The following is a 23,911-nucleotide window of genomic DNA, read 5'->3' as shown; positions in this document are numbered from 1 at the left end:
CAAGAAAAATTGAATTGTTTGCATCACCTCCCTGGGTTTTACTTGCGTGACCAGTTGCGCACGCTTGCGGCAGCCGCCGCGGGTGCAGATGACTGCGGGAGGGCGGCAAACGAGGGCAGCTACTCCAGCTACCTCGAAGTCACCACCGCGCAGGAGAAGCTGTTCGATGCGCAGCTCGCCGCGATCCAGGGGCAGGTCGATGTGTTGAACGGCACGGCAGCCTTGTACAAGTCGCTGGGCGGTGGATGGCCGGCGGTGCCGGCCGAGGTCAGGGATGCCGGGCTGGGCGGCAACGCGCGCCCCGTGATGCGCTGAGCGGGCCGCTTGCGCCGCCCGCTCAGGCTCAGCGTGCCGACCAGTTAGCGCCGCGCACACCGAACGCCGTCACCACGCCGTAAGCGGTGATGCCCAGCGCCACGCCCAGGAAGTGCCCGTCCAGGCCCATGCCCGCGACGTTCGCCAGCAGCCAGCCGCCGCCGGCGGCCAGCGCGATGCGCGAGATGCCGGCCGCGATTGGCCAGCCCATGCGGCCCGCGCCCATCGACGCAAAATACAGCGCCATGCCCAGCCCGAAACCGCCGAAGGCCGGCGCGACCCAGGACAGCGCGCGCGCGGCGATGCTTGCCACTTCGGCATCCTTGGTGAAGAACCCGGCAAAGGCATCCGGCGCCAGTCCCACCACCGCACCCACCGCGCCGGCCACCGCCAGCGCCATCAGCGCGCCGGCCCAGGCCGTGCGGCGTGCGGTGGCCCAGTCGCCGGCGCCGACTGCTCGCCCCACCAGCGCGGTTAGCGCGGAGCCCACGCCGAACGCCAGCGGGATCATCAGGAACTCCAGCCGCGCCGAGATGCCGTACGCGGCCACCGCGGCGGTGCCATAGTGGCGCAACTGGGTGGTCACGAGGATCGTGGACAGGTTGGCCACCGAGGCCAGCGCGCAGGCCACCAGCCCCACCGACAGGATGCGTGTGAACAGCGCGCGCGACGGACGGATGCGCAGCATCGGCACGAACCCCGCGCCGCCCCGCAGCACCACCCAGGCCATGGCCAGCGCCGCCGCCCACGACACCGCCGCCAGCGACGCGCCAATGCCGGCCAGGCCCATGCCCACCGGCTCGGCCAGCGTCCAGGCCAGCACCGGGAAGACGATCCACATCAGCGAGAGGACCCGCGCTGCCAGCGCATGGCGGCCACCGCCGCGCAGCACCGATGCCAGCGTGTTGGCCAGCCAGGCCGGCACCGCGCCGGCGCCGAACAGCCAGATGGCATAGGTGGCGGCCGCGTCTGCCGCGGTCTGCCCCGCCACCGCACCCAGGACGGCGCGCGGGAAGCCGGCCATCGCCACGGCAAACGCCAGCCCCGCGGTGACCGCGATGATGAGCGCGTGAAGCACCAGCGATGAGGCCTCCTCGCGCTTGTTCGCGCCCAGCGCGCGGGCGATGGCCGCCACCACGCCACCGCCCATGGCGCCGGTGGACATCTGCTGCAGCAGCAAGGCAAACGGCAGCACTACCGCCCAGCCCGCCAGCGCCGCCGTGCCCTGGCGCGCCGCCAGCCAGGTCTCGATCAGTTGCGCGCCCGCCTGCAGGAAGGCGATCAGGCTGGTGGGCGCGGCCAGCACCAGGATGCGGCGCATCAGTTCGCGCATCAGCGGGTGCGCGGGAGTGGCAATGGGTGCGGCTGCTGCGGCGGCCGACGCCATCGCGGCTCCGGCCATGGGATTGGCTTGCGGCTCATTCATGGCTGGACTCCGTTTTGCCTGTCAGCGCTTCGTCTGCGGCCTGCAGGCCGGCAACGGCGCCAAAGCGCCGCCGCAGATAGCTGCCCGCGCCAGGGCCCGGCGCCACGCGCAGGTCGTCCAGCGTCAGCGGGCTGCCGTCCGGGCGGGCCAGCGCCGGCGTGGCGATCTCCGCGCCGGTGTGCTTGTCCTGCAGCAAGGTGAGCGGGCCGCGCTCGTCGGTCATCCAGCGGTCGGCCCAGGCCTTCAGCGCCACGAAAGCGGGGAAGAAGTCGCGGCCTTTCTCGGTGAGGTGGTAGGCATGCCGCGCACTGTCGGGCGCCGGCACGCGCTCCAGCATGCCGTGTTCCACCAGCGTCTTCAGACGTGCGCTGAGGATGTTGGGCGCGATGCCCAGGTGGCGCTGGAATTCGTCAAAGCGGGTGCTGCCGTAGAACGCCTCGCGCAGCAAAAGAATGGCCCAGCGCTCGCCCAGCACCGCCATCGAGCGGGCAATCGGGCAAGGCATGCTGGCAAAGTCGGTATGTCCCATGGTCTCCTCTCTCGCGGCTTGCAGGGCTGGCTCGGATTTTTACTTTCGTTTTGCAAGCCAGGGGTTTCGGCGCATCTTAACTTGCAATTTGAAAGCTTGCTGGCGCGCTGCAAGCGGCATGCGGGCACTACGGTGCGCACAAGGCGGTACCGCCCGGGGCGCTGAAGACATCCAGCGCCGGAATCCGCTCGCGCAGGAAGTCGATCAAGGTGCGCGTGGCCATCGACGGATGCAGGTTGGGCGTGGTGATGATGTAGAGCCGGCTGCCCAATCCCTCCGGTTTCCATTCGGTTAGCACCGGCACCAGGCGGCCTTCGCGCACATCGTCCCAGCCGGCATAGACGGGCAGCAGGCCCACGCCGTGGCCGTCGCGTACCGCGCGCATCAGGAAGGGGAAATGCTCGGACTGCAGGTGCGGGCTCAGTTCCACCTCCTCGCGCTGCTCGCCGCGGTCGAGCGTGAGCACGAAGCGCCGGGCGGGATAGGGCGGGCACAGGAACTGGCAGCGCGCCAGGTCGGCCGGGGTTTGCAGCGGGCCATGGCGGGCCAGGTAGCCGGGCGAGGCGCAGAGCTGCCAGTCGATGGCGCAGATGTCTCGCGCTACGAGGTCCAGCGGCGGCTGCGAAGTCACCTTGAGCGCCACGTCGATCTCCGCGGCGATCAGGTCCACCACGCGGTTGGCAAAGAACACCCGCAGCGAGATGCCGGGATGCCGCCCGGTGAATTCCAGCAGCAGCGGCGCGAGGAAGGTGTCGCCCAGCCCGGTCGGCACGCTCACGCGCACGTGGCCGCGCAGGGTGGTGCCCAGGCTGTCGATCTCCGCCTGGGCGGACGCCACTTCCTGCAGGATGCGCAGCCCGTGCTGGTAAAGCGCGCGGCCCGCTTCGGTCAGCTCCAGCCGGCGCGTGGTACGGCGCAGCAACTGCGCGCCAGCCTGGTGCTCCAGTTCGCGCAGCTGGCGGCTGACCTGCGAGCGCGTGACGCCGCGCCGCCGCCCCGCCTCGGACAAATTGCCGGCTTCGACGATGTCGACGAAGGCCTGGATCAGGTTGAGGTCCATCCGGGATTCCATAGAGAATTGTCGCGTATGGCGCAACATTGTGAGTCGCTGCGAGGGAATTGTCGATTTGGGGAGCCGAGGCTACAGTGACCATGCCCTGCCGGATCGCCAAGGTGGGGCCAGGCGGGCGCGACGCCGCCCTGAAACAAGCAGGAGACACCATGTTCAAGAACGATCTTTTCGCCGGTCAGCGCGTGCTGATCACCGGTGGCGGCACCGGGCTGGGCCTGATCATGGCCGAGCGCCTGGCGGGGCTGGGGGCGGAGCTGCACCTGTGCGGGCGCCGGCTGGCGGTGCTGGACGAGGCCGCCGAGATGCTGCGCCACCAGCATGGCACCAAGGTCGTGACGCACGCGGTGGACATCCGCGACGCGGCTGCCGTCGACGCCATGATCGAGACCATCTGGACCCGGCACGGCCCGCTTGATTGCCTGGTCAACAACGCCGCAGGCAACTTCATCAGCCGCACCGAGGATCTGTCGCCTAACGGCTTTCACGCCATCTCGGACATTGTCTTCCGCGGTACCTTCTACACCACGCAGGCCGTGGGCAAGCGCTGGATCCGCGACGGCCATCCCGGCTCGGTCCTGTCCATCGTCGTGACCTGGGTCTGGACCGGCTCGCCGTTCGTGGTGCCGTCCGCCATGTCCAAGGCGGGCGTGGACGCCATGACCAAGTCGCTGGCCGTGGAGTGGGGTCGCCACGGCATCCGCTGCAACGCCATCGCGCCGGGCGTGATCCCCACCGAAGGCGCGGGCTCGCGCCTGCGTCCGCAGGATGCGCAGCAAGACGCGATGAGCGGCCAGAACCCCACGGGCCGCATTGGCCAGCCGCAGGATATCGGCAACCTGGCCGCCTTCCTGCTGGCCCGCGACAACGCGTGGATCAACGGACAGACCATTGCGCTGGATGGTGGCGATTACCTTGCCAACGGCGCTTATTTCAAGCAGTACCTGGATTGGGGTGATGCCGAATGGCAAGCCGCGCGCGAGCGCATCGCGGCCACGAACGCCGCCGATCGTGCCGGGCGCACTGTCAACGCACCGACCCCGACCCGCTCTACCACCAAGCCTAGCCAGGCTGGAGACAACTGATGGCCGCTGACCTCTTGTTTGAAGACATCCACCGTACCGGCGCCGAACTGAGCGAGCGCGGCGCGCGCCTGGCCGGCGGCCTGCGCGCGCTTGGCCTGGGCGAAGGCGACGTGGTCGCGGTGCTGCTGCGCAATGACCCGGTCTTTGCCGATATCGTGCATGCCTGCCGCACGGCCGGCACTTACTACTGCCCGATCAACTGGCACTTCACCGCCGAAGAAATCCGCTTCCTGCTGACCGACAGCGGCGCCCGGGCCTTGATCGTCAGCGCCGACCTGCTGGACGGCGTGCGCGCCGTGGTGCCCGAAGGCGTACAGGTGCTGGCGGTGGCGGCGCCCGGCAAGGACAGCCCCGCGGGCGCGACCGGCTATGAAAGCTGGCTCGCCGCGCAGCAGCCCTACGACGGCCCGCGGGTCGCGCCGCGTGGCCACATGGCCTACACCTCCGGCACCACCGGCCGCCCCAAGGGCGTGCTGCGCGCCGCACCGCCGCTGGCCATGCTGGACGAGCAGCTCGCGCGCATGCGCTCGGTGGTGGCGCAGACCATGGGCATCGTGCAGGGCACGCGCGCGTTGATGGCCGCGCCGCTGTACCACAGCGCGCCGGGCGTGTTCATCCAGAATGCGCTGCAGCTTGGCGAGTGCCTGGTGCTGTGCGCGCGCTTCGATCCGGAGCAGGTGCTGGCGCTGGTGGAGAAGCACCGCATCGACGTGCTCTACCTGGTGCCGATCATGTATGTGCGCATGCTCAAGGTGCCGCCCGAAGTGCGCGCCCGTTATGACTTGTCCTCGCTGCGCTTTGTCGCCTCGACCGGAGCGCCGTGCGCGCCCGAGGTCAAGCGCGCCATGCTGAACTGGTTCGGCCCGGTGATCCATGAAACCTATGCTTCAAGCGAGGCCGGCATGATTACCGTGGCCACGCCGGCCGACGCCGTGGCCAAGCCCGGCACGGCGGGGCGCCCGGTTGACCAGGGCGAAGTGCGCATCCTGGATGAGCAGGGCGTTGCCTGCGCCCCCGGCGAGATCGGCCTGGTCTATGTGCGTCAGCCTGCCTACCCCGACTTCACCTATCGCAACAACGAGGCAGCCCGCCGCGCCATCGACCGCGACGGCCTGGTCAGCCTGGGCGACATGGGCTACCTGGACGCCGACGGCTATCTCTTCATCTGCGACCGCGCCTCCGACATGGTGATCTCCGGCGGTGTGAACATCTACCCGGCCGAGATCGAGCACGAGCTGGTGCGCTATCCCGGCGTGGCCGACTGCGTGGTGTTCGGCGTACCCGACGACGAATACGGCGAACGGCTGCTGGCCATGGTGCAACCGGTGGCGGGCGCCACCCTGGAAGAGGGCGCCATCATCGAATGGCTGCGCCAGCGCCTGTCCGGCTTCAAGGTGCCGCGCACCATCGTGGTGGAGGCGCTGCTGCCGCGCGACGATACCGGCAAGCTGGCCAAGCGCCGCCTGCGCGACAAGTACTGGGAAGGGCGCACGCGGCGGGTTTGAGCCGCACCGGACACCGAGTACCGAACACCAGACGTCAAAAAAACGCAAAGGAGACTACGCAATGCATAGCTGGAAAACCGGATGGCGCGCCTGGGCCGGCGCCGCCGTCTTCGCCTGTTCGCAACTGGCAGCTGCCGCCTATCCCGATCGCCCCATCAAGCTGGTGGTGCCCTACACGCCGGGCGGCTCCACCGACCAGTTCGGGCGCGGGCTGGCCGATGGCATGAGCCGCGTGCTCAAGCAGACGGTGGTGGTGGAGAACCGCCCTGGCGCTGCCACCATGATCGGCACGCAAAGCGTGGCGCGCGCACCCGCCGATGGCTACACCATGGTGCTGGCCACCAACGGCAGCATGGTGCTCAATCCGATGCTCTACAAGAAGATCGCCTACGATCCGCCGCGCGATTTCCGGATCTTCACCGTTGGCGCCGAGGTGCCGCTGGTGGTGGTGACCAACAGCCAGGTGCCGGCCACCAATATCCGCGAGTTCGCTGCCTACGCCAAGGCCAGCGGCGGCAAGCTCAACTACGCCTCGGTCGGCCTGGGCAACGCGCTGCAGCTCGCGACCGAAATGCTCAAGACCGAACTCGGGATCTCGGTCACCCATGTGCCGTACAACGGCAGCGCGCCGGCGCTCTCGGCGCTGCTCGCCAACGATGTGCAACTGATGGTGGATGTGGTCAGCACCTCGCTGCCCCACATCAAGGGTGGCAAGCTGCGCGCGCTGGCGGTGACCGGCCGCACCCGGCTGGAAGTGCTGCCCAACGTGCCGACCGTGGCCGAAAGCGGCTATCCCAACTTCCAGGCCGCAACCTGGTTCGGGCTCGCCGTGCCGGCGCAGACACCGCCGGACGTGGTGGAAAAGCTGCAGGCCGCGGCCGCGCAGGTCCTCAAGGATCCGCATTTCCGGGCGACCTTCAGCGCACTGGGACTGGTGATCCAGACGCCGCGCACCCAGGCCGAGATCGACCGTTACGTAGAGGCGGATCGCGAGCATTGGGGCAAGGTCATTCGCGCCAACAACATCAGCCTGGACTGAGCCAGGGGCCTCTGCCGCGCACTTTGTGCGCGGCACGCCTGGCGGCGATCGGCGTATAGTTCCATCACGCCGTGATGAATCCGGTCCTCGGGCTTGTCACGGCGTTTCTTCGCCCACGCCAGCCGCTCCATGAACGACGTCACACCAAATCGCAGCCAAGACCCCGAGCCGTCCGATCCTGACGACGTTTCCGGGCGGGCCTCCGACGATAACCGGCTGCGCGCGCTGCGCCGCCGCGCCCGCATGGCAGCGGGCCGCAAGTCGCGCCAGATGTGGCGTATCTCCCGCACCACGCTACGCTACGCCGTCTTCATGTGCGGCGCTGGCTGCGTGGCGCTGTTCTCCCTGATCTTCGCCTGGATTGCCGAGGTGGCCCTGCGCTGGAACGCGCACCTGACAGCGGCCACGCCCTGGCTGGCCTTTGTGCTGCTGCCGTTTGGGCTGGCCGCGCTGCGCTGGCTCACCATCCGCCTGGCGCCGCAGGCGCGCGGCAGCGGCATCCCGCAGGTGATCGCCGCATTCGGCCTGCCCCCGGCGGGGCCGGCGCAGACACTGCTGGTGTCGTTCCGCCAGTCCATGTGGAAAGTGCTGCTGACCACCGGCGGGCTGCTGGCGGGCGCCTCCATCGGCCGCGAAGGGCCATCGGTGCAGGTTGGCGCCGCGGCCATGCTCGCCTGGGGGCGCTGGTGCCACGAGAAGCTGCGCTTTCGCATCGGCTTTCATCCCAACGCGCTGATCGCCGCCGGCGCTGCCGGGGGCCTGGCCGCCGCCTTCAATACGCCACTGGCGGGCGTGGTGTTCGCCATTGAGGAACTCGGTCGCGGCACTGCCGTGCGCTGGGACCGGCTGGTGCTGTCAGGCGTGCTGACCGCAGGCTTTCTCTCGCTGGCGATGCTTGGCAACAATCCCTATTTCAGCGTCAAGACGCCGATCCTCGCGCTGCACGATGCCTGGGGGCCGGTACTGCTGTGCGCCCTGGTCAATGGCGCGCTGGGCGGCCTGTTTGCCAAGTTGCTGATCGGCGGCGTGCCCGCGCTGATGCCGGCCCGGCTACGCACCTGGCCATCGCAGCATCCCGTGCAGGTGGCGTTCGTGTGCGGCCTGGTGGCCGCGGCGATCGGCTGGTCCACCGGGGGCGCCACCTTCGGCACCGGCTACGAGCAGGCCGCCGGCCTGATCAACGGCGAGCCGCACGCCACGCTGTGGTTCGGCCTGGCCAAGCTGGCGGCGACCGTGGTTTCGTATTTCGCCGGCATTCCCGGTGGCATCTTTACGCCTTCGCTGGCCATCGGTGCCGGCATCGGCGCCAATGTGGCGGATTGGGTCGGCCACCTCTTCGGCGGCATGGCCGAGCCCCGCGTGCTGGCGCTGGTGTCGATGGCCGCCTTCCTGGCCGCCGCCACCCAGGCGCCCATTACCGCCAGCGTGATCGTGATGGAGATGACGCGCTCGCAGGACCTCACCTTGTTCCTGCTGGCCTCGTCGCTGTTGGCTTCGTTCCTGGCACGCCAGTTTTGCCCGCACCCGTTCTATCACCACGTGGGCCACGCCTTCCGGCGCGAGGCGATTGCCGCCACGCGGAAAGTGGCTCCCACCACATAAGCACAGGCTGTGGCCATGGTGCCCGGTGCTGCTTTGTCTTACCATGAGCGGCGCCCGGGCCATGCACCCGGCGCTGTGTACCGGCGGCACATGAGGATCCGCGCCGGCACGACGAACCGGGGAGCACAGATGGCCACAAAACGACCGCCGGGCAGTAACGGCGCACCACGTCCGCAGCCGCAGCCGCAGAACCCACGCAAGCCGCAGGGCAAGGAAAGCACCGCGTTGCGCGACCTCGGGCCGGACACCGTCTGGCACACGCGTGGCCTGCATGGCCATGCCCGCCAGCGCGCGCCGCTACCGTCGTCGGCGCGCTCGCCGCAGCGGCAGTTGCCGCCCAGCCGGGTGCCGCGCCTGCTGCTGTGGGGCTTGCTGCTGATGGTGCTGGCGGTGCTGGCCAGCGCGGTGATGAATATGACGCATTAACCCCCGGCAGTGTGCCTGCATGCCATCTTGTGGCGGGTGGCAGGAACCACGCGCGCAGGGGGCGCTCCAACCCGGAGCTTATCTCAGGAGTCTGGATGAAATACCCCCTCGCCGGGCTGGCCGTTGCCAGCCTGCTGCTGGTTTCACCTTGGGCCGGCGCCGCCCCCAAGGATGGCGTCGCCGACAAACTGGCGCCGATGCTGGGTAGCCTGGAGATCGGCAGCCCGCTGCCCACGCTGCCCGATTGCGCCGACAAGCGCACCCCCGACGGACGCGACGTGACCGCCTTGTGCGTCGAAGTGCGTGGCGATGGCGTGATGCGCCAGGTTGGTGTGCCGCGCGACAAGCGGCCTGCCTTCATGGACGGCCCGCACGTGGTGGCCTTTGTCGACGGCAATGCGCTGGTTGGCGTGATCGTGCCGACCGATGGCGTGCGCTCCGAGAAAGATGCGGTGGACAGCCTCACCGCGCGCTACGGCAAGCCCTTTCGTTCCGAGCAGGTGAAGATGAAGGACAAGGCCGGCCAGCCCGTCACCAGTGTGCATGCCGGCTGGATGAAGAAGCCGCTGACCGTGGAGCTCTACGCCATTCCGGAGGATCCCAATACCGGCACCATCGAACTGCTGCTGCCCCAGGCCCGCGTGCTGATGGCCAACCAGGACAACGCGATGGCACAACAGCTCAACCCCAAGGCGGCGTCCGCCCCGCAAGCGGCGCCCGGCGGCAAGGCCGCGGAGAAGAAGGGCAAGGAAGGCAACTGGTAGCGTTTGTGGCTTTGCGGCGCAGCGCGCCGCAAAGGCTCTCAAAGCCCTTCCATCACCTTGTCCAGCCCGCGTACCAGCCCGGTCAAGGCCTGCACCTTGCGGATCGCCAGCAGGGCGCCCGAGACATAGGGCTTGGAGCCGTCGCCGGACTCATGCTTCAGGTGCAGGCGCTGCCCGTCGGCGCCGAAGATCACCTCCACGCCCAACTGATAGCCCGGCAGGCGCACGGCGTGCACCTGGCTGCCGGACATCGTTGCGCCACGCGTCTCCTTCGGGCCCTTGACCTGGTCGATGGGCACCGCCTGCCTGGCCTCGCGGACCTGTCCCAGCCGATACGCCAGCTCGCGCACGGTGCCGGAGGGCACGTCGATCTTGCCGGCCTTGGCGTAGTCGATGATTTCCCAGTGCTCCAGGTGGCGCGCGGCCATCTCGGCGAACTTCTGCAGCAGCACCACGGTGATGGCAAAGTTGCCGCAGGCCAGCACGCCGCGCCCGGCCCGGCGCGCGGCGGCATCGATCTCGGCATAGTCCTCGTCGGATAGCCCGGAGGTGCCCACCACCACGTGCGCGCCCTTGGCCAGCGCTTGCAGGATGTTGCGCTTGGCAATGTCCGGCTTGGTGTATTCCACATAAACGTCGAAGGTGCCTTGCGCCAGCTCGTCGATGCTGGTCACCGCCACACCCGGCGTGCCTTTGTGCGCGGTCAGCGCCGCCAGGGCCTGGCCGGCCGCGCCGCGCGACAGCCCGGCCACCAGCGTCATGTCGTCCGCGTGCGCCACGCCCCGCGCCAGTTCGCCGCCGGCCCAGCCGGTCACGCCACCTACGGCGACTCGAATGCGATTGCTCATCGTCTTGCTCTCCTGATCTGGACTGGATGGTTTTCCGGGGTGCCCAACCGCGCCGGGCTGGCTGCCAGGTTGTGCAGCATAAGCCTTTTGCGCGCTTGCCGCTGGCTCAGCCCGCGGCGCGGCGCCGGTCGATCTTGCGCGCCAGCACGATCGAGGTGGTGGTGTGGTTGACGCCATCCAGCGCGCCGATTTCGTCCAGCAGCTTGTCCAGGCGGGCATGGGTGTCGCAGCGGATCACCGCCATGTAGTCCACCGGGCCGCTGACCGAGTTCAGCTCCTCGATTTCGGGAAAGCGCTGCAGCGCCCGCACCACCGCGGGCGCGCTCTTGGGCATCACCGACATGCCGCAGAACGCCAGGATGGCGTTGTCTTCCATTTCCTTGCCCAGCCGCACGCCGTAGCCGGCGATCACGCCATCGCGCTCCAGCCGCGCAAGGCGTGCCACCACGGTGGTGCGGGCAATGCCGAGCTTGCGCGCGAGATTGGCGGCATTCTCGCGCGCGTTGGCCTGCAGCAGGGAGAGCAAGTGGCGGTCGGTCTGGTCAAGTTCGGTCATGGGCGGGCTAGGACTGTGGGCGGGTCAAATGCAGGTGTTTCGTCGATTCGATCGTTGGCCTCGTCTAATCGTTCGATTGTGAGGCTTTTTCGTCAATCTTGTTCCTTCATTCTGCCTGTGCCCGCAACCATACTTCAGCTATGGGCTTGCTCCGCTGAATCACTTCCATGAGGGACATCATGACCTGCATTACGCCAACCGGCCATCTGGACCAAACTGGACAGAACACCCAAGCCAGTCCGCCCGCCACCCCGGTTCGTCAAGCCAGGCAGACGCCGATGCGCGTGGTCGTACTGGGCGCGGGCAAGATCGGCCGCACCATCGCCGTCATGCTGCATGACAGCGGCGACTACCGCGTGACCCTGGTCGACCGCGAGCCCACCCATCTCGAGGGCGTGCCGCAGGGCATCGCCGTGCGCGTCGGCGACCCGGACCAGGCCGAGGATTGCGCACGGCTGCTCGGCGGCGCGCAGGCCGTGCTCAATGCACTGCCATTCCATGCCGCGGTCGGCGTGGCCACGGTAGCGGCCAGCCTTGGCGTGCATTACTTCGACCTGACCGAAGACGTTGCCGCCACGCATGCCATCCGCCGCCTGGCCGAGGGCGCGCGCTCCGTGCTGATGCCGCAATGCGGGCTGGCGCCCGGCTTTATCGGCGTGGTCGGCAATGACCTCGCCCAGCGCTTCGTGCGCGGCGGCGGCGAACTGCTTGACCTGAAGATGCGCGTTGGCGCGCTGCCGCGCTACCCGAGCAATGCGCTCAAGTACAACCTGACCTGGAGCACCGAAGGCCTGATCAACGAATACTGCAACCCGTGCGAGGCCATCGTCGACGGCCGCCGCGTGGAAGTGCCGGCGCTGGAGGGGTTGGAGAGCTTTGCGCTGGACGGCATCGAGTACGAAGCCTTTAATACTTCAGGAGGGCTTGGCACCTTGCCCGAGACGCTGGCGGGCCGGGCGCGCGACGTGGACTACAAATCGATCCGCTATCCGGGGCACTGCGCGGTGATGAAGCTGCTGCTCAACGACCTGCGCCTGCGCGAGCGCCGCGACTGGATGCGCGAGATCTTCGAGAGCGCGATCCCCGCCACGCAGCAGGACGTGGTGATCGTGTTCGCCAACGCCACTGGCTATGCCGCCAGCGGTGGCAAAGGCGGGCGCGGGGCGCTGACACAGGCGTCGTTCTCGGCGCGCATCGGTGGCGCGGATACGGTTGCCGGCCATGTCAATGCGATCCAGCTCACCACGGCGGCCGGCATCTGCACCGCGCTGGACCTGGTTGCCAATGGCGAGTTGCCACAGGCCGGCTTCATTGCGCAAGAGGCGATGCCGCTGGACGTTTTCCTGGCCAACCGTTTTGGCCGACACTACACCCGTCATCCGCTTCAAGAGGCAACGGTATGAAAGCAAAGGAATTCGCGGCCTGCTGGCAGGCCATCGGGCTGACGCCGCCGTGGCGCGACGGCGAAGGCCCCACCGGCGCCTTGCCGGTGCGCTCGCCGATCGACGGCGAGGCATTCGGGCACCTGCCCGCCTGCAGCCTTGCCGAGGCCGATGCGCGTATCGAGCGCGCCCGTGTGACGCAAGCCAGCTGGGCGCTGGTGCCCGCGCCAGTGCGCGGCGAGGTGGTGCGGCGCTTTGGCGAAGTGCTGCGCGAACACAAGAAGCATCTCGGTGAACTGGTTTCGCTGGAGGCCGGCAAGATCCTGCAGGAAGGGCTAGGCGAGGTGCAGGAGATGATCGACATCTGCGACTTCGCCGTCGGCCTGTCGCGCCAGTTGCATGGCCTTACCATCGCCTCGGAGCGGCCCCAGCATGCGATGCGCGAGACCTGGCATCCCTATGGCCTGTGCGGCGTGATCTCGGCCTTCAACTTTCCCGTGGCGGTCTGGGCCTGGAATGCGGCGCTGGCGCTGGTGTGCGGCAATGGCGTGATCTGGAAACCGTCGGAGAAAACGCCCCTCACCGCGCTGGCCATGCAGAGCCTGCTTGACGGCGTGCTGGAGATTGCCGCGCCCCAGCACGTTGGCATCGCCACCGTGCTGTCGGGCGGCCCGGCGCTAGGCCAGCATCTGGTGGAACACGCCGCCGTGCGGCTGGTGAGCGCCACCGGCGCCACCCGCATGGGCCGCGCCGTGGGCATTGCTTGCGCCGAGCGGTTCAAGCGCGCCATCCTGGAACTCGGTGGCAACAACGCCGCGATCATCGCGCCCTCGGCCGATCTCGAACTCGCCGTGCGCGCCATGACTTTCTCGGCGGCGGGCACGGCCGGGCAGCGCTGCACGTCGCTGCGCCGCGCCTTCGTGCATGTCGACGTGCTGGAGGCCGTTACCACGCGCCTGATCCAGGTGTTCAGCCGCCTGCCGGTGGGCGATCCGCTGGCCGAGACAACGCTGGTCGGCCCGCTGATCGATGGCGCCGCGGGCGCCGCCATGGCCGCCGCGCTGCTGCGCTGCCGCGAGCATGGCAACACCGTGCACGGCGGCGAGCGCGTACTGGCCGAAAAGTATCCCAATGCCGAGTATGTGCGGCCCGCGCTGGTGCTGACCGATCGCCAGCACGAGATGATGCTGAGCGAAACCTTCGCGCCGATTCTCTACGTGATGCCGTACACCACGCTGGATGAAGCCATCGCGCTGAACAATGCGTCGGAGCATGGCTTGTCGTCCTGCATCTTCACCGAGTCGCTGCGCGAGGCGGAACGCTTCATGTCGGCAAGCGGCAGCGATTGCGGCATTGCCAATGTGAATATCGGCACCAGCGGGGCGGAGATTGGCGGTGCGTTCGGTGGTGAGAAGGCGACTGGCGGCGGGCGTGAATCGGGCTCGGACGCCTGGAAGGGGTATATGCGGCGCGCGACCAATACCGTGAACTATGGGGATACGCTGCCGTTGGCGCAGGGGGTGCGGTTTGAGGTTTGATGTCTGAGGCCTGCGGTCTTTACGTTCATCTAAACGTTGCGATTCGTAACAAGGGTTACAGCAGGTTGACCCTGTATTACTAAACCGCCCCGTATAACGTTCTTATGGCTAAACCAAGGCTAAACAAGCCACAAGGACGATGAGATGAGAACGTTGATGATGGGTCTCGCGATGGTTGGCGCCGCCATGCTTGGCGGTTGTGCGGTCTACCCGGCTTATCCCGGCTATGGCTATGGGGGCGGCGAGGTCGCAGTGGCGCCGGCGCCGGTCTACGCTGCGCCGCCGGTGGTGGTGGCCCCTGGGTTTTACGGTGGCTACTATGGCTATCGCGGCGGCTACTACGGCGGCCGCCGCTATCGCTACTGGCATTGAAGCGAGAGCGGTAGCACGGGATAGAACGCGGTAAACGCGTGTGCCAGCGCGTGTGTCAGGCCTGGCCGTTGAGCCCGGCCCAGCTCGGCGCCAGCGTCTGCGGCACGTCGATCAGGTCCAGCACGCGGCCAACCGTATGGTCGACCAGTTCCGCCACGCTCTGCGGCTTCTGGTAGAAGCCGGGTACCGGGGGAAAGATGATGCCGCCCATCTCGGTGACGGCGGTCATATTGCGCAGGTGCGCGAGGTTCAACGGCGTTTCGCGCACCATCAGCACCAGCTTGCGGCGCTCCTTGAGCGTGACATCCGCGGCGCGGGTGATGAGATTGTCGGACAGGCCATGCGCCACGGCCGCGAGCGTACGCATGGAGCAGGGCGCCACCACCATCGCATGGGCGGCAAACGAGCCGCTGGCAATGGTGGCGCCGATATCGCGCACGTTGTGGACCACCTGCGCAAAGGCTTCCACCTCGGCCTTGCTGATGTCGAGTTCGTGCTGCAGGTTCATCACGCCCGCCGCCGAGATCAGCAGATGGGCCTCAACCCCAGGCGCGGCGCCCAGTATCTGTACCAGGCGTACCCCGTAGACCGCGCCGGTGGCGCCGGTGATCGCGACGACGATGCGCCGCGGCTTGCCCTCACCCGCTGCACCCGCCGCTGCACCCGCTGCGGTCATGTCGCGCTCAGGCCTTGAGCAGCGATTGCAGTTCGCCGTTCTGGTACATCTCCATCATGATGTCCGAGCCGCCGATGAACTCGCCGTTCACGTAGAGCTGCGGAATGGTCGGCCAGTTGGCGTAGGTCTTGATGCCTTGGCGGATGCCGTCGTCTTCCAGCACATTGACCGTGGTCGGTGCGTCGACGCCGCAGGCCTTCAGGATCTGGATGGCACGGCCGGAGAAGCCGCACATCGGGAACTGGGCGGTGCCCTTCATGAACAGGACCACCGGGCTGCCCTTGACGATCTGGTCGATCTTTTGCTGCACGTCACTCATGATGTCTCTTTTCAGTTGCTCGCGGTGCAGGCACTGGCCGGCACCGCTATCGGGAAATCGGAAAGGGCGCGCGTGATGCGTGCGCCTTGATGCAATCAAGTATTTGATTTTACCGGAATCGGCTGCCGGCTTCAGGCGGCCGCCCCGGCCTGTGCTGGCAGGCGAGCCGCGCTGCAGCGTTCATGGCCGGCCAGGTCGCGCGCGGTAAAGATCTCGGCCATGCCGGCGGCGGCCAGCAGGTCGCGGGCAGCCTGGCCCTGGTCGTAGCCGTGCTCCATCAGCAGCCAGCCGCCCGCATGCAGGCGCGCGGCGGCCCCGGCCACGATTGCCCCCAGGTCCGACAATCCATCGCCATGATCGGTCAGCGCATCGATCGGCTCGAAGCGCAGGTCGCCCTGGCCCAGGTGCGGGTCTGCGGCGGCGATATAGGGCGGATTGCTCACGATCAGGTCGAAGCGCAGGCCAGCGGGCAGTGCGGCGTACCAGTCGGAGGCCAGAAAACGCACGTTGCCGGCGCCCAGGGCGCGCGCGTTGTCTTGCGCCACCTGTAGCGCGCCGGGCGAGATATCGGTCGCCCAGACCTCGGCGTCGGGCCGTTCGCAGGCTAGCGTGACGGCCAGCGCGCCGGAGCCGGTGCCCATGTCGAGCACCCGGGGCGCAGCCAGCGGCGCCAGCAGCTTCAAGGCCGCTTCCACGGCGATTTCGGTGTCCGGGCGCGGAATCAGCACATCCGGGGTCACGCGGAAGGCGCGCCCGAAGAATTCACGCTCACCCAGCAAGTAGGCCACCGGCTCGCCGCCCAGGCGGCGTCCGAGCAAGGCGGCCACGCCGTCGCGCTGGGCCGGGGCTAGCGTTTCGTCGTCGCGTGTGATCAGCTGGGTGCGGGTGAGCCCGGTGACATGGCTGATCAGCAGGCGCGCCTCCAGCGCGGGCAAGCCGGCTGCCGCAGCCGCGGCCAGGGCGTCGCGTACCGTGGCCGTCTCAGGCAATGAGACCGGCGTGCCGGCATTGGGGCTGGGGGAGGTGGCGGTGGACGTGGTGCTGGGCATGGAGAGGGCAAAAAAACAAAACCCCGTCGGGAGGTGCCCTGACGGGGTTTGCAGTGTAACGCGCTTGCCTGGGCGGCGGTGCCTGGGCGCGATGCGCCAGCCTCTTGCCGCCGTGGCGCGCGGATTACTTGTTGACGGCGTCCTTGGCCTTGTCAGCGCTGGCGTTGACAGCATCCTTGGCGGCGTCCTTAGCCTTTTCCATGGCGTTGCCGGCGTCGACCTTGGCCTTTTCGGCGGCAGCGGAAACGTCGGAAGCCGCGCTGCTGGCAGCGGCCTTGGCAGCATCGGCGGCATTGCTGGCGGCGGATGCGGCGTCGCTGGCGGCGGCCTTGGCGGATTCAGCGGCGCTTTGCATGGCGCTGTCGGCGCTCGGCGTGGCGGGGGCTTCTTCCTTCTTGCTGCAGGCAGCCATGGCGGCAGTGATCATCAACAGCGCGAGCAATTTCTTCATGATTTCGTCCTTTTGTCCGTTTTCGAGTGGCGACACGCCGACCTCTGTATGGCGGCTCAGTCGAAATCGATTATAGACAGCGAAAAATGGCACGCCAGTGCTGTTGCAAGCATTTACAACAGATACAAAGGTTTTCGTTCAGAAATCGCGATTTATGCAGTGCGATCAAAAAATCTGCCTAAATGACCGGTAATTCGTCGCAATAACCTGCTAATGCCCAGCGATTAATGCCCTTCGCCCAGCGCCGCCAGCTGGTCCGCCTGATGTTCCGCGGACAAGGCGGACAGGAGCTCGTCGAGATCGCCGTCCATGATCATGTCGATCTTGTAGAGCGTCAGGTTGATGCGGTGATCCGTCACGCGCCCCTGCGGGAAATTGTAGGTGCGGATACGATCACTTCTGTCGCCGGTGCCGATCAGGTTGCGCCGGGTGCTGGCTTCTTTCGCCTGGGCCGCGCGCAGCTTCGCGTCCATCAGCCGGGCCGCCAGGACCTTCATGGCCTTGTCCTTGTTGCGGTGCTGGCTGCGGTCGTCCTGGCACTCCACCACGATGCCGGTGGGCAGGTGGGTCAGGCGCACGGCCGAGTCGGTCTTGTTCACGTGCTGGCCACCGGCGCCGGAGGCGCGGAAGGTATCCACACGCAGGTCGGACGGATTGATTTCCACCTCGGTCACCTCATCGGCCTCGGGCATGACTGCCACCGTACAGGCCGAAGTGTGGATGCGTCCCTGGGCCTCGGTGGCTGGCACACGCTGCACGCGATGGCCGCCGGATTCGAACTTCAGCCGGGAAAAGGCCGCATCCCCGGCGATGCGGATGATCACTTCCTTGTAGCCGCCCAGGTCGGACGGCGATTCGCTCATCACCTCCACCTGCCACCGCTGGCGCTCGGCGTAGCGTGTGTACATCCGCAGCAAATTGGCGGCGAACAGCGCGCTTTCCTCGCCGCCGGCACCTGCGCGGATTTCCAGCAGCAGGTTGCGGTCGTCGTTGGGATCCTTGGGCAGCAGCAGTTTCTGCAGGCTGCCTTCCAGCGTTTCCAGCCGCTCGCGGGCCGCGGTGATCTCATCGGCCGCGAACTCCTTCATCTCGGGATCGTCCAGCAGCGCTTGCGCGGTGGACAGGTCTTCCTGTGCCTGGCAGTACTGCGCATATTGCTCGGCCACCGGCGTCAGTTCGGCGTGTTCGCGCGTGAGCTTGCGGTACTGGTCGATCTTGGCGGTGGCATCTTCGCGCGCAAGCAGGGCGTTGACTTCGTCGAGTCGCTCGGACAATTGGTCGAGCTTGGCAAGCATGCTGGCTTTCATGGGGGTCCGAAGGGGCGCGGTGAAACGGGTGGAGACGGATGTTGCTGCTGGATGCGTGCGGGCCTATGGCCTATGGCCTATGGCCTGAGGCAACGCAAAGCTGGCCGCGCGCAGGACACGCACGGCCGAGGCGAGCGCGGCTAGCGCTCGGAGTGGCTGCTGTGGCGGAACAAGCCCGGCACCAGGCGCAGCAAGGTCTCGCGGTCGTCGCCCTGGGTGTGGTTCAGGGCGTGGGTCGGGCCGTGCAGGAATTTGCGGGTGAGCGCGCCGGACAGGGCTTCGAGCACGGCTTGCGGGTCGTCGCCGCGCGCCAGCATGCGGCGCGCGCGCTCCAGCTCCGCCTGGCGCATGGCCTCGCCCTGCTCCTGCAGTTCGCGGATGACAGGCACCACGCTGCGGGTTTCCAGCCAGTGCATGAAATTCTGCACGCGGCTTTCGATGATGGCTTCCGCCTGGGCCACGGCGGCCTGGCGCATGGCATTGCCCTCGCGCACGATGGCGCCGAGGTCGTCCACGGTGTACAGGAAGACGTCGTCCAGGCGCGCGACTTCGGGCTCCACGTCGCGCGGCACGGCCAGGTCCACCATCATGATGGGGCGGTGGCGGCGCAGCTTGACGGCGCGTTCCACCGCGCCCAGCCCGATGATGGGCAGGGAGCTGGCGGTACACGACACCACGATGTCGAACTCATGCAGGCGCGCGCCCAGCTCCGACAGGCGGATGGCCTCGGTGGTCAGGCCCTGGCCGGCGAGTTGCTCGGCCAGCCGCTCGCCACGCTCCACGGTGCGGTTGGCCACCACGATCTGGCGCGGCATTTGCGCCGCGAAGTGCGTGGCGCACAGCTCGATCATCTCGCCCGCGCCGATGAACAGCACGCGCTGGGTCGAGACGCTTTCAAAAATCCGCTGGGCCAGGCGCACCGCGGCAGCGGCCATGGATACCGAGTGCGCGCCGATCTCGGTCTGGCCGCGGACTTCCTTGGCCACCGCGAACGTGCGCTGGAACAACTGGTTCAGGTAGGTGCCCAGCGCGCCAGCCTCACCGGCGGTGCGCACGGCATCCTTCAACTGGCCCAGGATCTGGGTTTCGCCCAGCACCATCGAGTCCAGCCCGCTGGCCACGCGGAAGGCATGTCGCACGGCTTCGGACTGCGGCAACGAGTACAGGTGGGGCGCGAGTTCGCCGGCCGGCACGTTATGGTGCTGCGCCAGCCAGCGCAGCGTGTGCTCGAAGCCTTCCGAACCCGACAGCAGCACATCGGTGGCGCAATAGATCTCGGTGCGGTTGCAAGTGGAAAGGATGGCGGCTTCGGTGCCATTCTTGCCGGCCAGGTGGGTGCGCAAGGCGCCCAGGGCGGGTTTGATCTGCTCAAGCGGAAACGCCACTCGCTCGCGCAGCGAGACGGGCGCCGTGGTGTGATTGATACCGATCGCGAGCAGTTGCATGGTGGGGAGCATGTCTCTCTGGCCGGGCTCCGGGCGGCGGCTTTGCAGGCTGCAGCGCGGGAGTCAGGTGCAATCCGGGCATGAATTCAAGCGCGGATTCCGGCGCAAAGCGCCGCCGAACCGGGCTACATTATAGCGCCCGGCGCGGATCTTGCCGGAGCGCGGCCGGGTTTACCGTATTGTTGCGGCCACGCGCGGCGACTGGCGGGACTCCCCGGGCAGCGCGCCATATTCAGGAATTTGGGAGAAAGTGATGTTGGGTACGCTGGTGGTAGGGGTGCTGGCTGGGCTGGCGGCGCGGTGGCTGCACCCCGTGGGCCGGGTCAGCCTGGTTGCGGCGGTAGTGTTCGGCGTACTGGGCGCGCTGGCCGCGTTTTACGGCGGCCGTGGGCTGCACTGGTTTGTCGACGGGCAGATGGCGGGCTGGTTCGCGGCCATCCTGGGCGCGGCCGTGCTGGTTGGCGTCGGGGGCGTGGCCAGGGGGAGGTGAGACCGGCTCAATGCCTCTCAACCTCGAACTAACCCTCGAACTAACGCCGAACCAGGCTTAAGGCAGGTTACCCGCGCTGCGCCAGAAACCGTCTCAAGACCCCGCTCGAATAATGGCTGGCCACGTCGGTCAGGAACGCCGCAAAATCCACGTGCGCGGTATCGTCGGCCCGATCCGACAGCGTGCGCATCACCGCATGCCGCACGCCATACTCATGGCAAACCTGCGCCACCGCGGCACCTTCCATTTCCACCGCCAGCACGCCGGGCAAGCGCTCGCGCAACTCGGCCGCGGCGGCGGGGGAGCCGATGAACTGGTCGCCGCTGGCGATCATCCCCACATGCAGCCTGGGCGCGCTGACCCCGAAGCGCGCCAGCACGCCGGCCGGGACGGAGGTCGGCAGATCATCCCGCAGGTAGCCTGCCACGGCCTCGCGCAGCGCGGCGGTCAGCGCCGGGTCGGTGGGGAATTCAGCGCGATCCAGCAGCGGCACCTCATGCCGGGCAAAAAACGGCCGCGCGTCCAGGTCGTGCTGCAGCGTGCGGTCCGCCACCACCACGTCCCCGACCCGCGTCTCGGCCCCGATGCCGCCGGCCAGGCCGGTGAAGACGATCTCATCCACGCCGAACTCGCGCACCAGGGTGACCGTGGTGGCCGCCGCCGCCACCTTACCCATGCGCGCGAGCACCAGCACGCAGCGCTGGCCGTAAAGATGGCCAACGTGATAGTCGCGCATGCCGATCGTCTGCACGGTGGCGCGGGCATCATCGTGGCGCATGGCGGCGATCAGGCCGTCGACTTCATCGTGGATGGCGGCGAGGATACCAAGGGTCATGGCGAGGCGTGGCTGGATTGGAGAAACGCACAGCATACCGGGCCGGGGCAAGGCGGCAAAGCAGCGCGGTTGCATGCTCCCGCTCACGCAAGGAAAGCTGCGCAGATGGCAGCGCCTTTGCTACAGTGCGCTGGCGTATCCATCACATGGGGCATCGATGCAGGCAACCACAACGCAGGGCTTTCAAGACCGGCGGGCAGCGCGCCAGGCGCTGGCAGACTGGCGTGAGCAGGGCGTGCTCGGCGCCGACGGCGTGGCCGCCGGCTGGCCAGGGACCGAGCCCGACGCGGCGCAGTGGCGGACCTGGCTCGATCGCACATTGGTGATGCTGGGCGCCGCGCTGCTTTGCGCTGGCGTGATCGTGTTCTTCGCCTTCAACTGGCAGGACCTGCACAAGTTTGCCAAGTTTGGCTTGCTGGCCGGCGCGCTGACGCTGCTGGCGGGATTCGCCTGGCTGCGCCCGCCCGCCGACATGGCGGGGCTGGCGGCGCTCTGCGGCGCCCAGGTGGTGGCCGGCGTGCTGCTGGCCGTGATCGGGCAGGTGTACCAGACCGGCGCAGACGCGTGGCAGCTGTTCGCCCTGTGGGCACTCCTGGCGATCCCGTGGGCGCTGGCCGCGCGCGCGGCGCCGCACTGGTGGGTGGTGATCGTGCTGGCCAATGTGGCGCTGCTGCGGTATCTCAGCGTGCGCCTTGGCGTGGGTGGCATGTTCGACCTGCTGTTTGGGGCGGCTGGCGAACGGGCCACCACGCTCTCGTTGCTGGAGGCCACGCTGGTGCAACTGGTGCTGTGGTTCGCGCTGCGCGCAGTGGCGCCGGCCTACGGCTTTCGCGGGCTGGCCGGCGCGCGCATCCTTGCCACGCTGGCGTGCGCCTACGCCGGCTGGCTCGGCCTCGCCAGCATCCTGCACAACCGCTTCGACCCCGCCATGTTCGGCGCGGCCATGCTCACGCTGGGCGGGCTGCTTGCGTGGTTCCGGCTGCGGGCATTCGATGTGGTGGCGCTCAGCCTGGCCAGCTTCTCGGTCATCGTGCTGCTGGTGACCGGGGTTGCCCGGCTGCTGCTGGAGGGCAGCCGGGACGCGTTCGGCGCCTTCCTGATCCTCGGGCTGCTGACCATTGGCCTGTCCGCCGCGGCGGCGGCCTGGCTGCTGCGCGCCTATCGACACCACGGGCAAGCCCAAAGCGGCGCGCCCAACGGAGAGCCGGCATGACCAGCGACCGTCACGTAGTGCAAAGGTTGTGGCAGGACCTGGCCGCGCGCGGCTTGGTGCAAGGGCAGCCGCAAGCCGCACAAGGGCGCACGCCGTGGGCCGTCAGGCTGCTGATGGGCCTCGCGGGCTGGCTCGGTGCGGTGTTCTTCCTCACCTTCCTGCTCGGCTCGGTCTTCGTGGCCGCGCGCGACAACGCCACGGCAATGGCGCTGTGCGGCGCCGCCATGATCGCGCTGGCCGCGGTGCTGTACCAGCGCCGCGCGGGCGCCACCGCGCTCGAGCAATTCGCGCTGGCCGTCAGCCTCAGCGGCCAGGGCCTGCTCGTGTATGGCGCGAGCCAGGCCTACGGCGGCGGCCGCCTGCTCGAGTCGGCCGCTTTCTGGGGCGCGCTCGCGCTGCTGGAAGCCGTGCTCTATATGCTGGTCAGCAACCGGCTCCATCGCTTCCTGGCCGCGCTGGGCGTATGGACCGGCGTGGCCCTGGCGCTCCACCTGGCCATGACGCCCGGCCTGCGCCATGTCTGGCAAGCCATGAGCTTCTCGCTAGGCTGGCTCGCGCCCTTCGCCATGACGCTGCTCACCGGCTTCGTGCTGGCGGAGGGGCGGCTCTGCGCCGCCGGGCTACACAACTGGATCGAGCCGGCCGCGGATGCCACGCTGCTGTTCGCACTGGGCGCGGCCTTGGTGGTGACGGGCCTCAGCCAGCCTCAGGCACTGCTGTTCGATGCCGACACCGGGCGCCACGCCGGCAACTACTGGATGGCCGGCGCGCTGTTTGGCGCGGTGCTCGCCGCGTTTGTCCTTGCCGAAGCAGGCCGGCTGCAGCTAAGCCCGGCGGTGCGGGGCACCGCGCTTGCCGGCGCGGTGCTGTTTGGCGCCTTGCTCGCCGGTGCGCCGGCGGTAGTCGCCGCCGCCCTTGCGCTCGGCCTGGCGCTGCGTCGCGGCTCGCTGCCCTGGCTGGGCCTGGCCGTCGCCGCGCTCGGCAGCGGCTTCATCTGGTACTACAGCGCGCTGCACTGGACGCTGCTGATCAAGTCCGCCACGCTCGCCGGCGCCGGCATCGCCGTGCTGCTGCTGCGCATGGCGCTGCGCCGCGATGGCGCAAGGAGACAAGCATGAAACGCTGGATACTATTGGCATGGGTGCTCACGCTCGGGCTGGCCGCCTTCGCCATCACGGGCAAGGAACGGCTGCTGGCGCATGGCGACACCGTCTACCTGCGCCTGGCGCCAGTCGATCCGCGCTCGCTCATGCAAGGCGACTACATGGCGCTGAACTTCGCCATCGCCGAGTCCATCCGCCAGGCAGGCAAGCTGCAAGGCATCGAGCCCGCCCGCGAGCAAGTTGCCGTGATCCGCCGCGATGCACGTGGCGAGGCTACCTTCGTGCGCCTGCACACGGGCGCGGCACTGGCCGCCGGCGAGCAACTGCTGCGCATCCAGAACGTGCCGGCCCGCTGGGGCGGCACGCAGGCGCAGGTGTCCACCGATGCGTACTTCTTCCAGGAAGGGCAGGGCGCGCGGTTCGAGAAGGCGCGCTATGGCGAGTTCCGCGTCGGGCCGGACGGGCAAGCGCTGCTGGTGGGGCTGCGGGGGGAGGATTTGGGGGCACTGTGAGAGGGGGGGCGCTGAGTGGCGGCTCAGCTTAGCAGGGCCATACGGCTAAAACCTT

At 68.2% G+C, this 23,911-nt stretch carries 26 protein-coding genes; 14 read left to right on the top strand and 12 right to left on the bottom strand.

The window, feature by feature from the left end:
• The first annotated feature begins 42 nt into the window (after positions 1 to 42).
• Positions 43 to 315, top strand: a complete 273-nt coding sequence (locus A9975_RS19010; RefSeq protein ID WP_255503309.1) for a hypothetical protein — start codon at positions 43 to 45, stop codon at positions 313 to 315.
• A 28-nt stretch (positions 316 to 343) separates the two neighbouring features.
• On the opposite strand, the gene A9975_RS19005 is transcribed toward A9975_RS19010, so the two are convergent.
• The 3 genes from A9975_RS19005 to A9975_RS18995 all read right to left on the bottom strand — a co-directional run bounded on the left by A9975_RS19005 (position 344) and on the right by A9975_RS18995 (position 3,330).
• Positions 344 to 1,702, bottom strand: a complete 1,359-nt coding sequence (locus tag A9975_RS19005) for an MATE family efflux transporter (RefSeq protein ID WP_183034215.1) — start codon at positions 1,700 to 1,702, stop codon at positions 344 to 346.
• A 31-nt stretch (positions 1,703 to 1,733) separates the two neighbouring features.
• Positions 1,734 to 2,270 carry a helix-turn-helix domain-containing protein gene (locus A9975_RS19000; protein WP_183034164.1) on the bottom strand — a complete coding sequence of 179 codons (537 nt, stop codon included), beginning with the start codon at positions 2,268 to 2,270 and terminating at the stop codon, positions 1,734 to 1,736.
• 127 nt (positions 2,271 to 2,397) lie between these two features.
• A complete protein-coding gene (locus A9975_RS18995; protein ID WP_183034163.1) occupies positions 2,398 to 3,330 on the bottom strand; it encodes a LysR family transcriptional regulator in 933 nt (310 codons plus the stop codon).
• A gap of 161 nt (positions 3,331 to 3,491) precedes the next feature.
• Between A9975_RS18995 and A9975_RS18990 the strand changes: the two genes are divergently transcribed.
• The 6 genes from A9975_RS18990 (at position 3,492) to A9975_RS18965 (ending at position 9,760) form a co-directional block, all read left to right on the top strand.
• Positions 3,492 to 4,424, top strand: coding sequence for an SDR family oxidoreductase (locus A9975_RS18990; protein WP_183034162.1), 933 nt, complete (start codon positions 3,492 to 3,494; stop codon positions 4,422 to 4,424).
• Positions 4,424 to 5,929, top strand: a complete 1,506-nt coding sequence (locus tag A9975_RS18985) for an acyl-CoA synthetase (RefSeq protein ID WP_183034161.1) — start codon at positions 4,424 to 4,426, stop codon at positions 5,927 to 5,929. The genes A9975_RS18990 and A9975_RS18985 overlap by 1 nt, the downstream gene beginning before the upstream one ends.
• Positions 5,930 to 5,990: 61 nt before the next feature.
• On the top strand, positions 5,991 to 6,968 hold the full coding sequence (locus A9975_RS18980) for a tripartite tricarboxylate transporter substrate binding protein (protein WP_150985677.1): 978 nt from the start codon (positions 5,991 to 5,993) through the stop codon (positions 6,966 to 6,968).
• A gap of 129 nt (positions 6,969 to 7,097) precedes the next feature.
• Positions 7,098 to 8,570 carry a chloride channel protein gene (locus tag A9975_RS18975; RefSeq protein ID WP_183034160.1) on the top strand — a complete coding sequence of 491 codons (1,473 nt, stop codon included), beginning with the start codon at positions 7,098 to 7,100 and terminating at the stop codon, positions 8,568 to 8,570.
• Positions 8,571 to 8,699: 129 nt separating this feature from the next.
• Positions 8,700 to 8,996, top strand: a complete 297-nt coding sequence (locus tag A9975_RS18970; RefSeq protein WP_183034159.1) for a hypothetical protein — start codon at positions 8,700 to 8,702, stop codon at positions 8,994 to 8,996.
• A 95-nt stretch (positions 8,997 to 9,091) separates the two neighbouring features.
• Positions 9,092 to 9,760, top strand: coding sequence for a hypothetical protein (locus tag A9975_RS18965; protein ID WP_183034158.1), 669 nt, complete (start codon positions 9,092 to 9,094; stop codon positions 9,758 to 9,760).
• A gap of 38 nt (positions 9,761 to 9,798) precedes the next feature.
• Here A9975_RS18965 and dapB read toward each other — a convergent pair whose 3' ends face one another.
• Together dapB and A9975_RS18955 are read right to left on the bottom strand one after the other, a co-directional pair.
• Positions 9,799 to 10,608: a 4-hydroxy-tetrahydrodipicolinate reductase gene (gene dapB / locus A9975_RS18960; RefSeq protein ID WP_183034157.1), complete on the bottom strand. Its 810-nt coding sequence runs from the start codon at positions 10,606 to 10,608 to the stop codon at positions 9,799 to 9,801.
• A gap of 106 nt (positions 10,609 to 10,714) precedes the next feature.
• Positions 10,715 to 11,164 carry an Lrp/AsnC family transcriptional regulator gene (locus A9975_RS18955; protein WP_183034156.1) on the bottom strand — a complete coding sequence of 150 codons (450 nt, stop codon included), beginning with the start codon at positions 11,162 to 11,164 and terminating at the stop codon, positions 10,715 to 10,717.
• 278 nt (positions 11,165 to 11,442) lie between these two features.
• Here A9975_RS18955 and A9975_RS18950 point away from each other — a divergent pair, with 278 nt between their 5' ends.
• The 3 genes from A9975_RS18950 (at position 11,443) to A9975_RS18940 (ending at position 14,456) form a co-directional block, all read left to right on the top strand.
• A complete protein-coding gene (locus A9975_RS18950; protein WP_183034155.1) occupies positions 11,443 to 12,567 on the top strand; it encodes a saccharopine dehydrogenase family protein in 1,125 nt (374 codons plus the stop codon).
• Entirely contained in the window at positions 12,564 to 14,084 is a 1,521-nt protein-coding gene (locus tag A9975_RS18945; protein WP_183034154.1) for an aldehyde dehydrogenase family protein, read from the top strand. Before A9975_RS18950 ends, A9975_RS18945 begins: the two co-directional genes overlap by 4 nt.
• 144 nt (positions 14,085 to 14,228) lie before the next feature.
• Positions 14,229 to 14,456 (top strand): hypothetical protein, encoded by a 228-nt coding sequence (locus tag A9975_RS18940; protein ID WP_043350035.1) that lies wholly within the window; start codon positions 14,229 to 14,231, stop codon positions 14,454 to 14,456.
• A 55-nt stretch (positions 14,457 to 14,511) separates the two neighbouring features.
• On the opposite strand, the gene A9975_RS18935 is transcribed toward A9975_RS18940, so the two are convergent.
• From A9975_RS18935 to hemA, 6 genes are all read right to left on the bottom strand, one after another.
• Complete coding sequence (locus A9975_RS18935) at positions 14,512 to 15,132, bottom strand: UbiX family flavin prenyltransferase (protein ID WP_183034153.1); 621 nt, start codon at positions 15,130 to 15,132, stop codon at positions 14,512 to 14,514.
• Positions 15,133 to 15,139: 7 nt separating this feature from the next.
• Entirely contained in the window at positions 15,140 to 15,451 is a 312-nt protein-coding gene (grxD, locus tag A9975_RS18930; RefSeq protein ID WP_174427645.1) for a Grx4 family monothiol glutaredoxin, read from the bottom strand.
• Positions 15,452 to 15,582: 131 nt separating this feature from the next.
• Entirely contained in the window at positions 15,583 to 16,500 is a 918-nt protein-coding gene (prmC, locus tag A9975_RS18925; RefSeq protein WP_183034152.1) for a peptide chain release factor N(5)-glutamine methyltransferase, read from the bottom strand.
• A 124-nt stretch (positions 16,501 to 16,624) separates the two neighbouring features.
• Positions 16,625 to 16,951, bottom strand: a complete 327-nt coding sequence (locus A9975_RS18920) for a hypothetical protein (RefSeq protein ID WP_150985667.1) — start codon at positions 16,949 to 16,951, stop codon at positions 16,625 to 16,627.
• Positions 16,952 to 17,175: 224 nt separating this feature from the next.
• The gene (gene prfA, locus A9975_RS18915; RefSeq protein WP_183034151.1) at positions 17,176 to 18,258 is read right to left on the bottom strand and encodes a peptide chain release factor 1; all 1,083 of its coding nucleotides are present in this window, start codon (positions 18,256 to 18,258) and stop codon (positions 17,176 to 17,178) included.
• 140 nt (positions 18,259 to 18,398) lie between these two features.
• The gene (gene hemA, locus A9975_RS18910) at positions 18,399 to 19,703 is read right to left on the bottom strand and encodes a glutamyl-tRNA reductase (RefSeq protein ID WP_183034214.1); all 1,305 of its coding nucleotides are present in this window, start codon (positions 19,701 to 19,703) and stop codon (positions 18,399 to 18,401) included.
• Between the two features lie 253 nt (positions 19,704 to 19,956).
• On the opposite strand from hemA, the gene A9975_RS18905 reads away from it, so the two are divergent.
• A complete protein-coding gene (locus tag A9975_RS18905; protein WP_183034150.1) occupies positions 19,957 to 20,193 on the top strand; it encodes a hypothetical protein in 237 nt (78 codons plus the stop codon).
• 67 nt (positions 20,194 to 20,260) lie between these two features.
• Here the strand turns inward: A9975_RS18905 and A9975_RS18900 are convergent, their stop codons facing one another.
• Positions 20,261 to 21,028, bottom strand: a complete 768-nt coding sequence (locus A9975_RS18900; RefSeq protein ID WP_183034149.1) for a 5'-methylthioadenosine/adenosylhomocysteine nucleosidase — start codon at positions 21,026 to 21,028, stop codon at positions 20,261 to 20,263.
• 157 nt (positions 21,029 to 21,185) lie between these two features.
• Between A9975_RS18900 and A9975_RS18895 the strand changes: the two genes are divergently transcribed.
• From A9975_RS18895 to A9975_RS18885, 3 genes are read left to right on the top strand one after another with little or no spacing between them, the layout of a single operon-like run.
• Entirely contained in the window at positions 21,186 to 22,241 is a 1,056-nt protein-coding gene (locus tag A9975_RS18895) for a DUF2157 domain-containing protein (RefSeq protein ID WP_183034148.1), read from the top strand.
• The gene (locus A9975_RS18890; protein ID WP_183034147.1) at positions 22,238 to 23,359 is read left to right on the top strand and encodes a DUF4401 domain-containing protein; all 1,122 of its coding nucleotides are present in this window, start codon (positions 22,238 to 22,240) and stop codon (positions 23,357 to 23,359) included. Before A9975_RS18895 ends, A9975_RS18890 begins: the two co-directional genes overlap by 4 nt.
• Positions 23,356 to 23,856, top strand: coding sequence for a GDYXXLXY domain-containing protein (locus A9975_RS18885; RefSeq protein ID WP_183034146.1), 501 nt, complete (start codon positions 23,356 to 23,358; stop codon positions 23,854 to 23,856). Before A9975_RS18890 ends, A9975_RS18885 begins: the two co-directional genes overlap by 4 nt.
• The last annotated feature ends 55 nt before the right edge of the window (positions 23,857 to 23,911 follow it).

This window comes from Cupriavidus sp. UME77 (genome assembly GCF_014170355.1).
Lineage (GTDB): Bacteria > Pseudomonadota > Gammaproteobacteria > Burkholderiales > Burkholderiaceae > Cupriavidus > Cupriavidus basilensis.
Note: the sequence above shows the minus strand (reverse complement) of the source record. Positions and strands in the feature narration are given on the sequence as shown.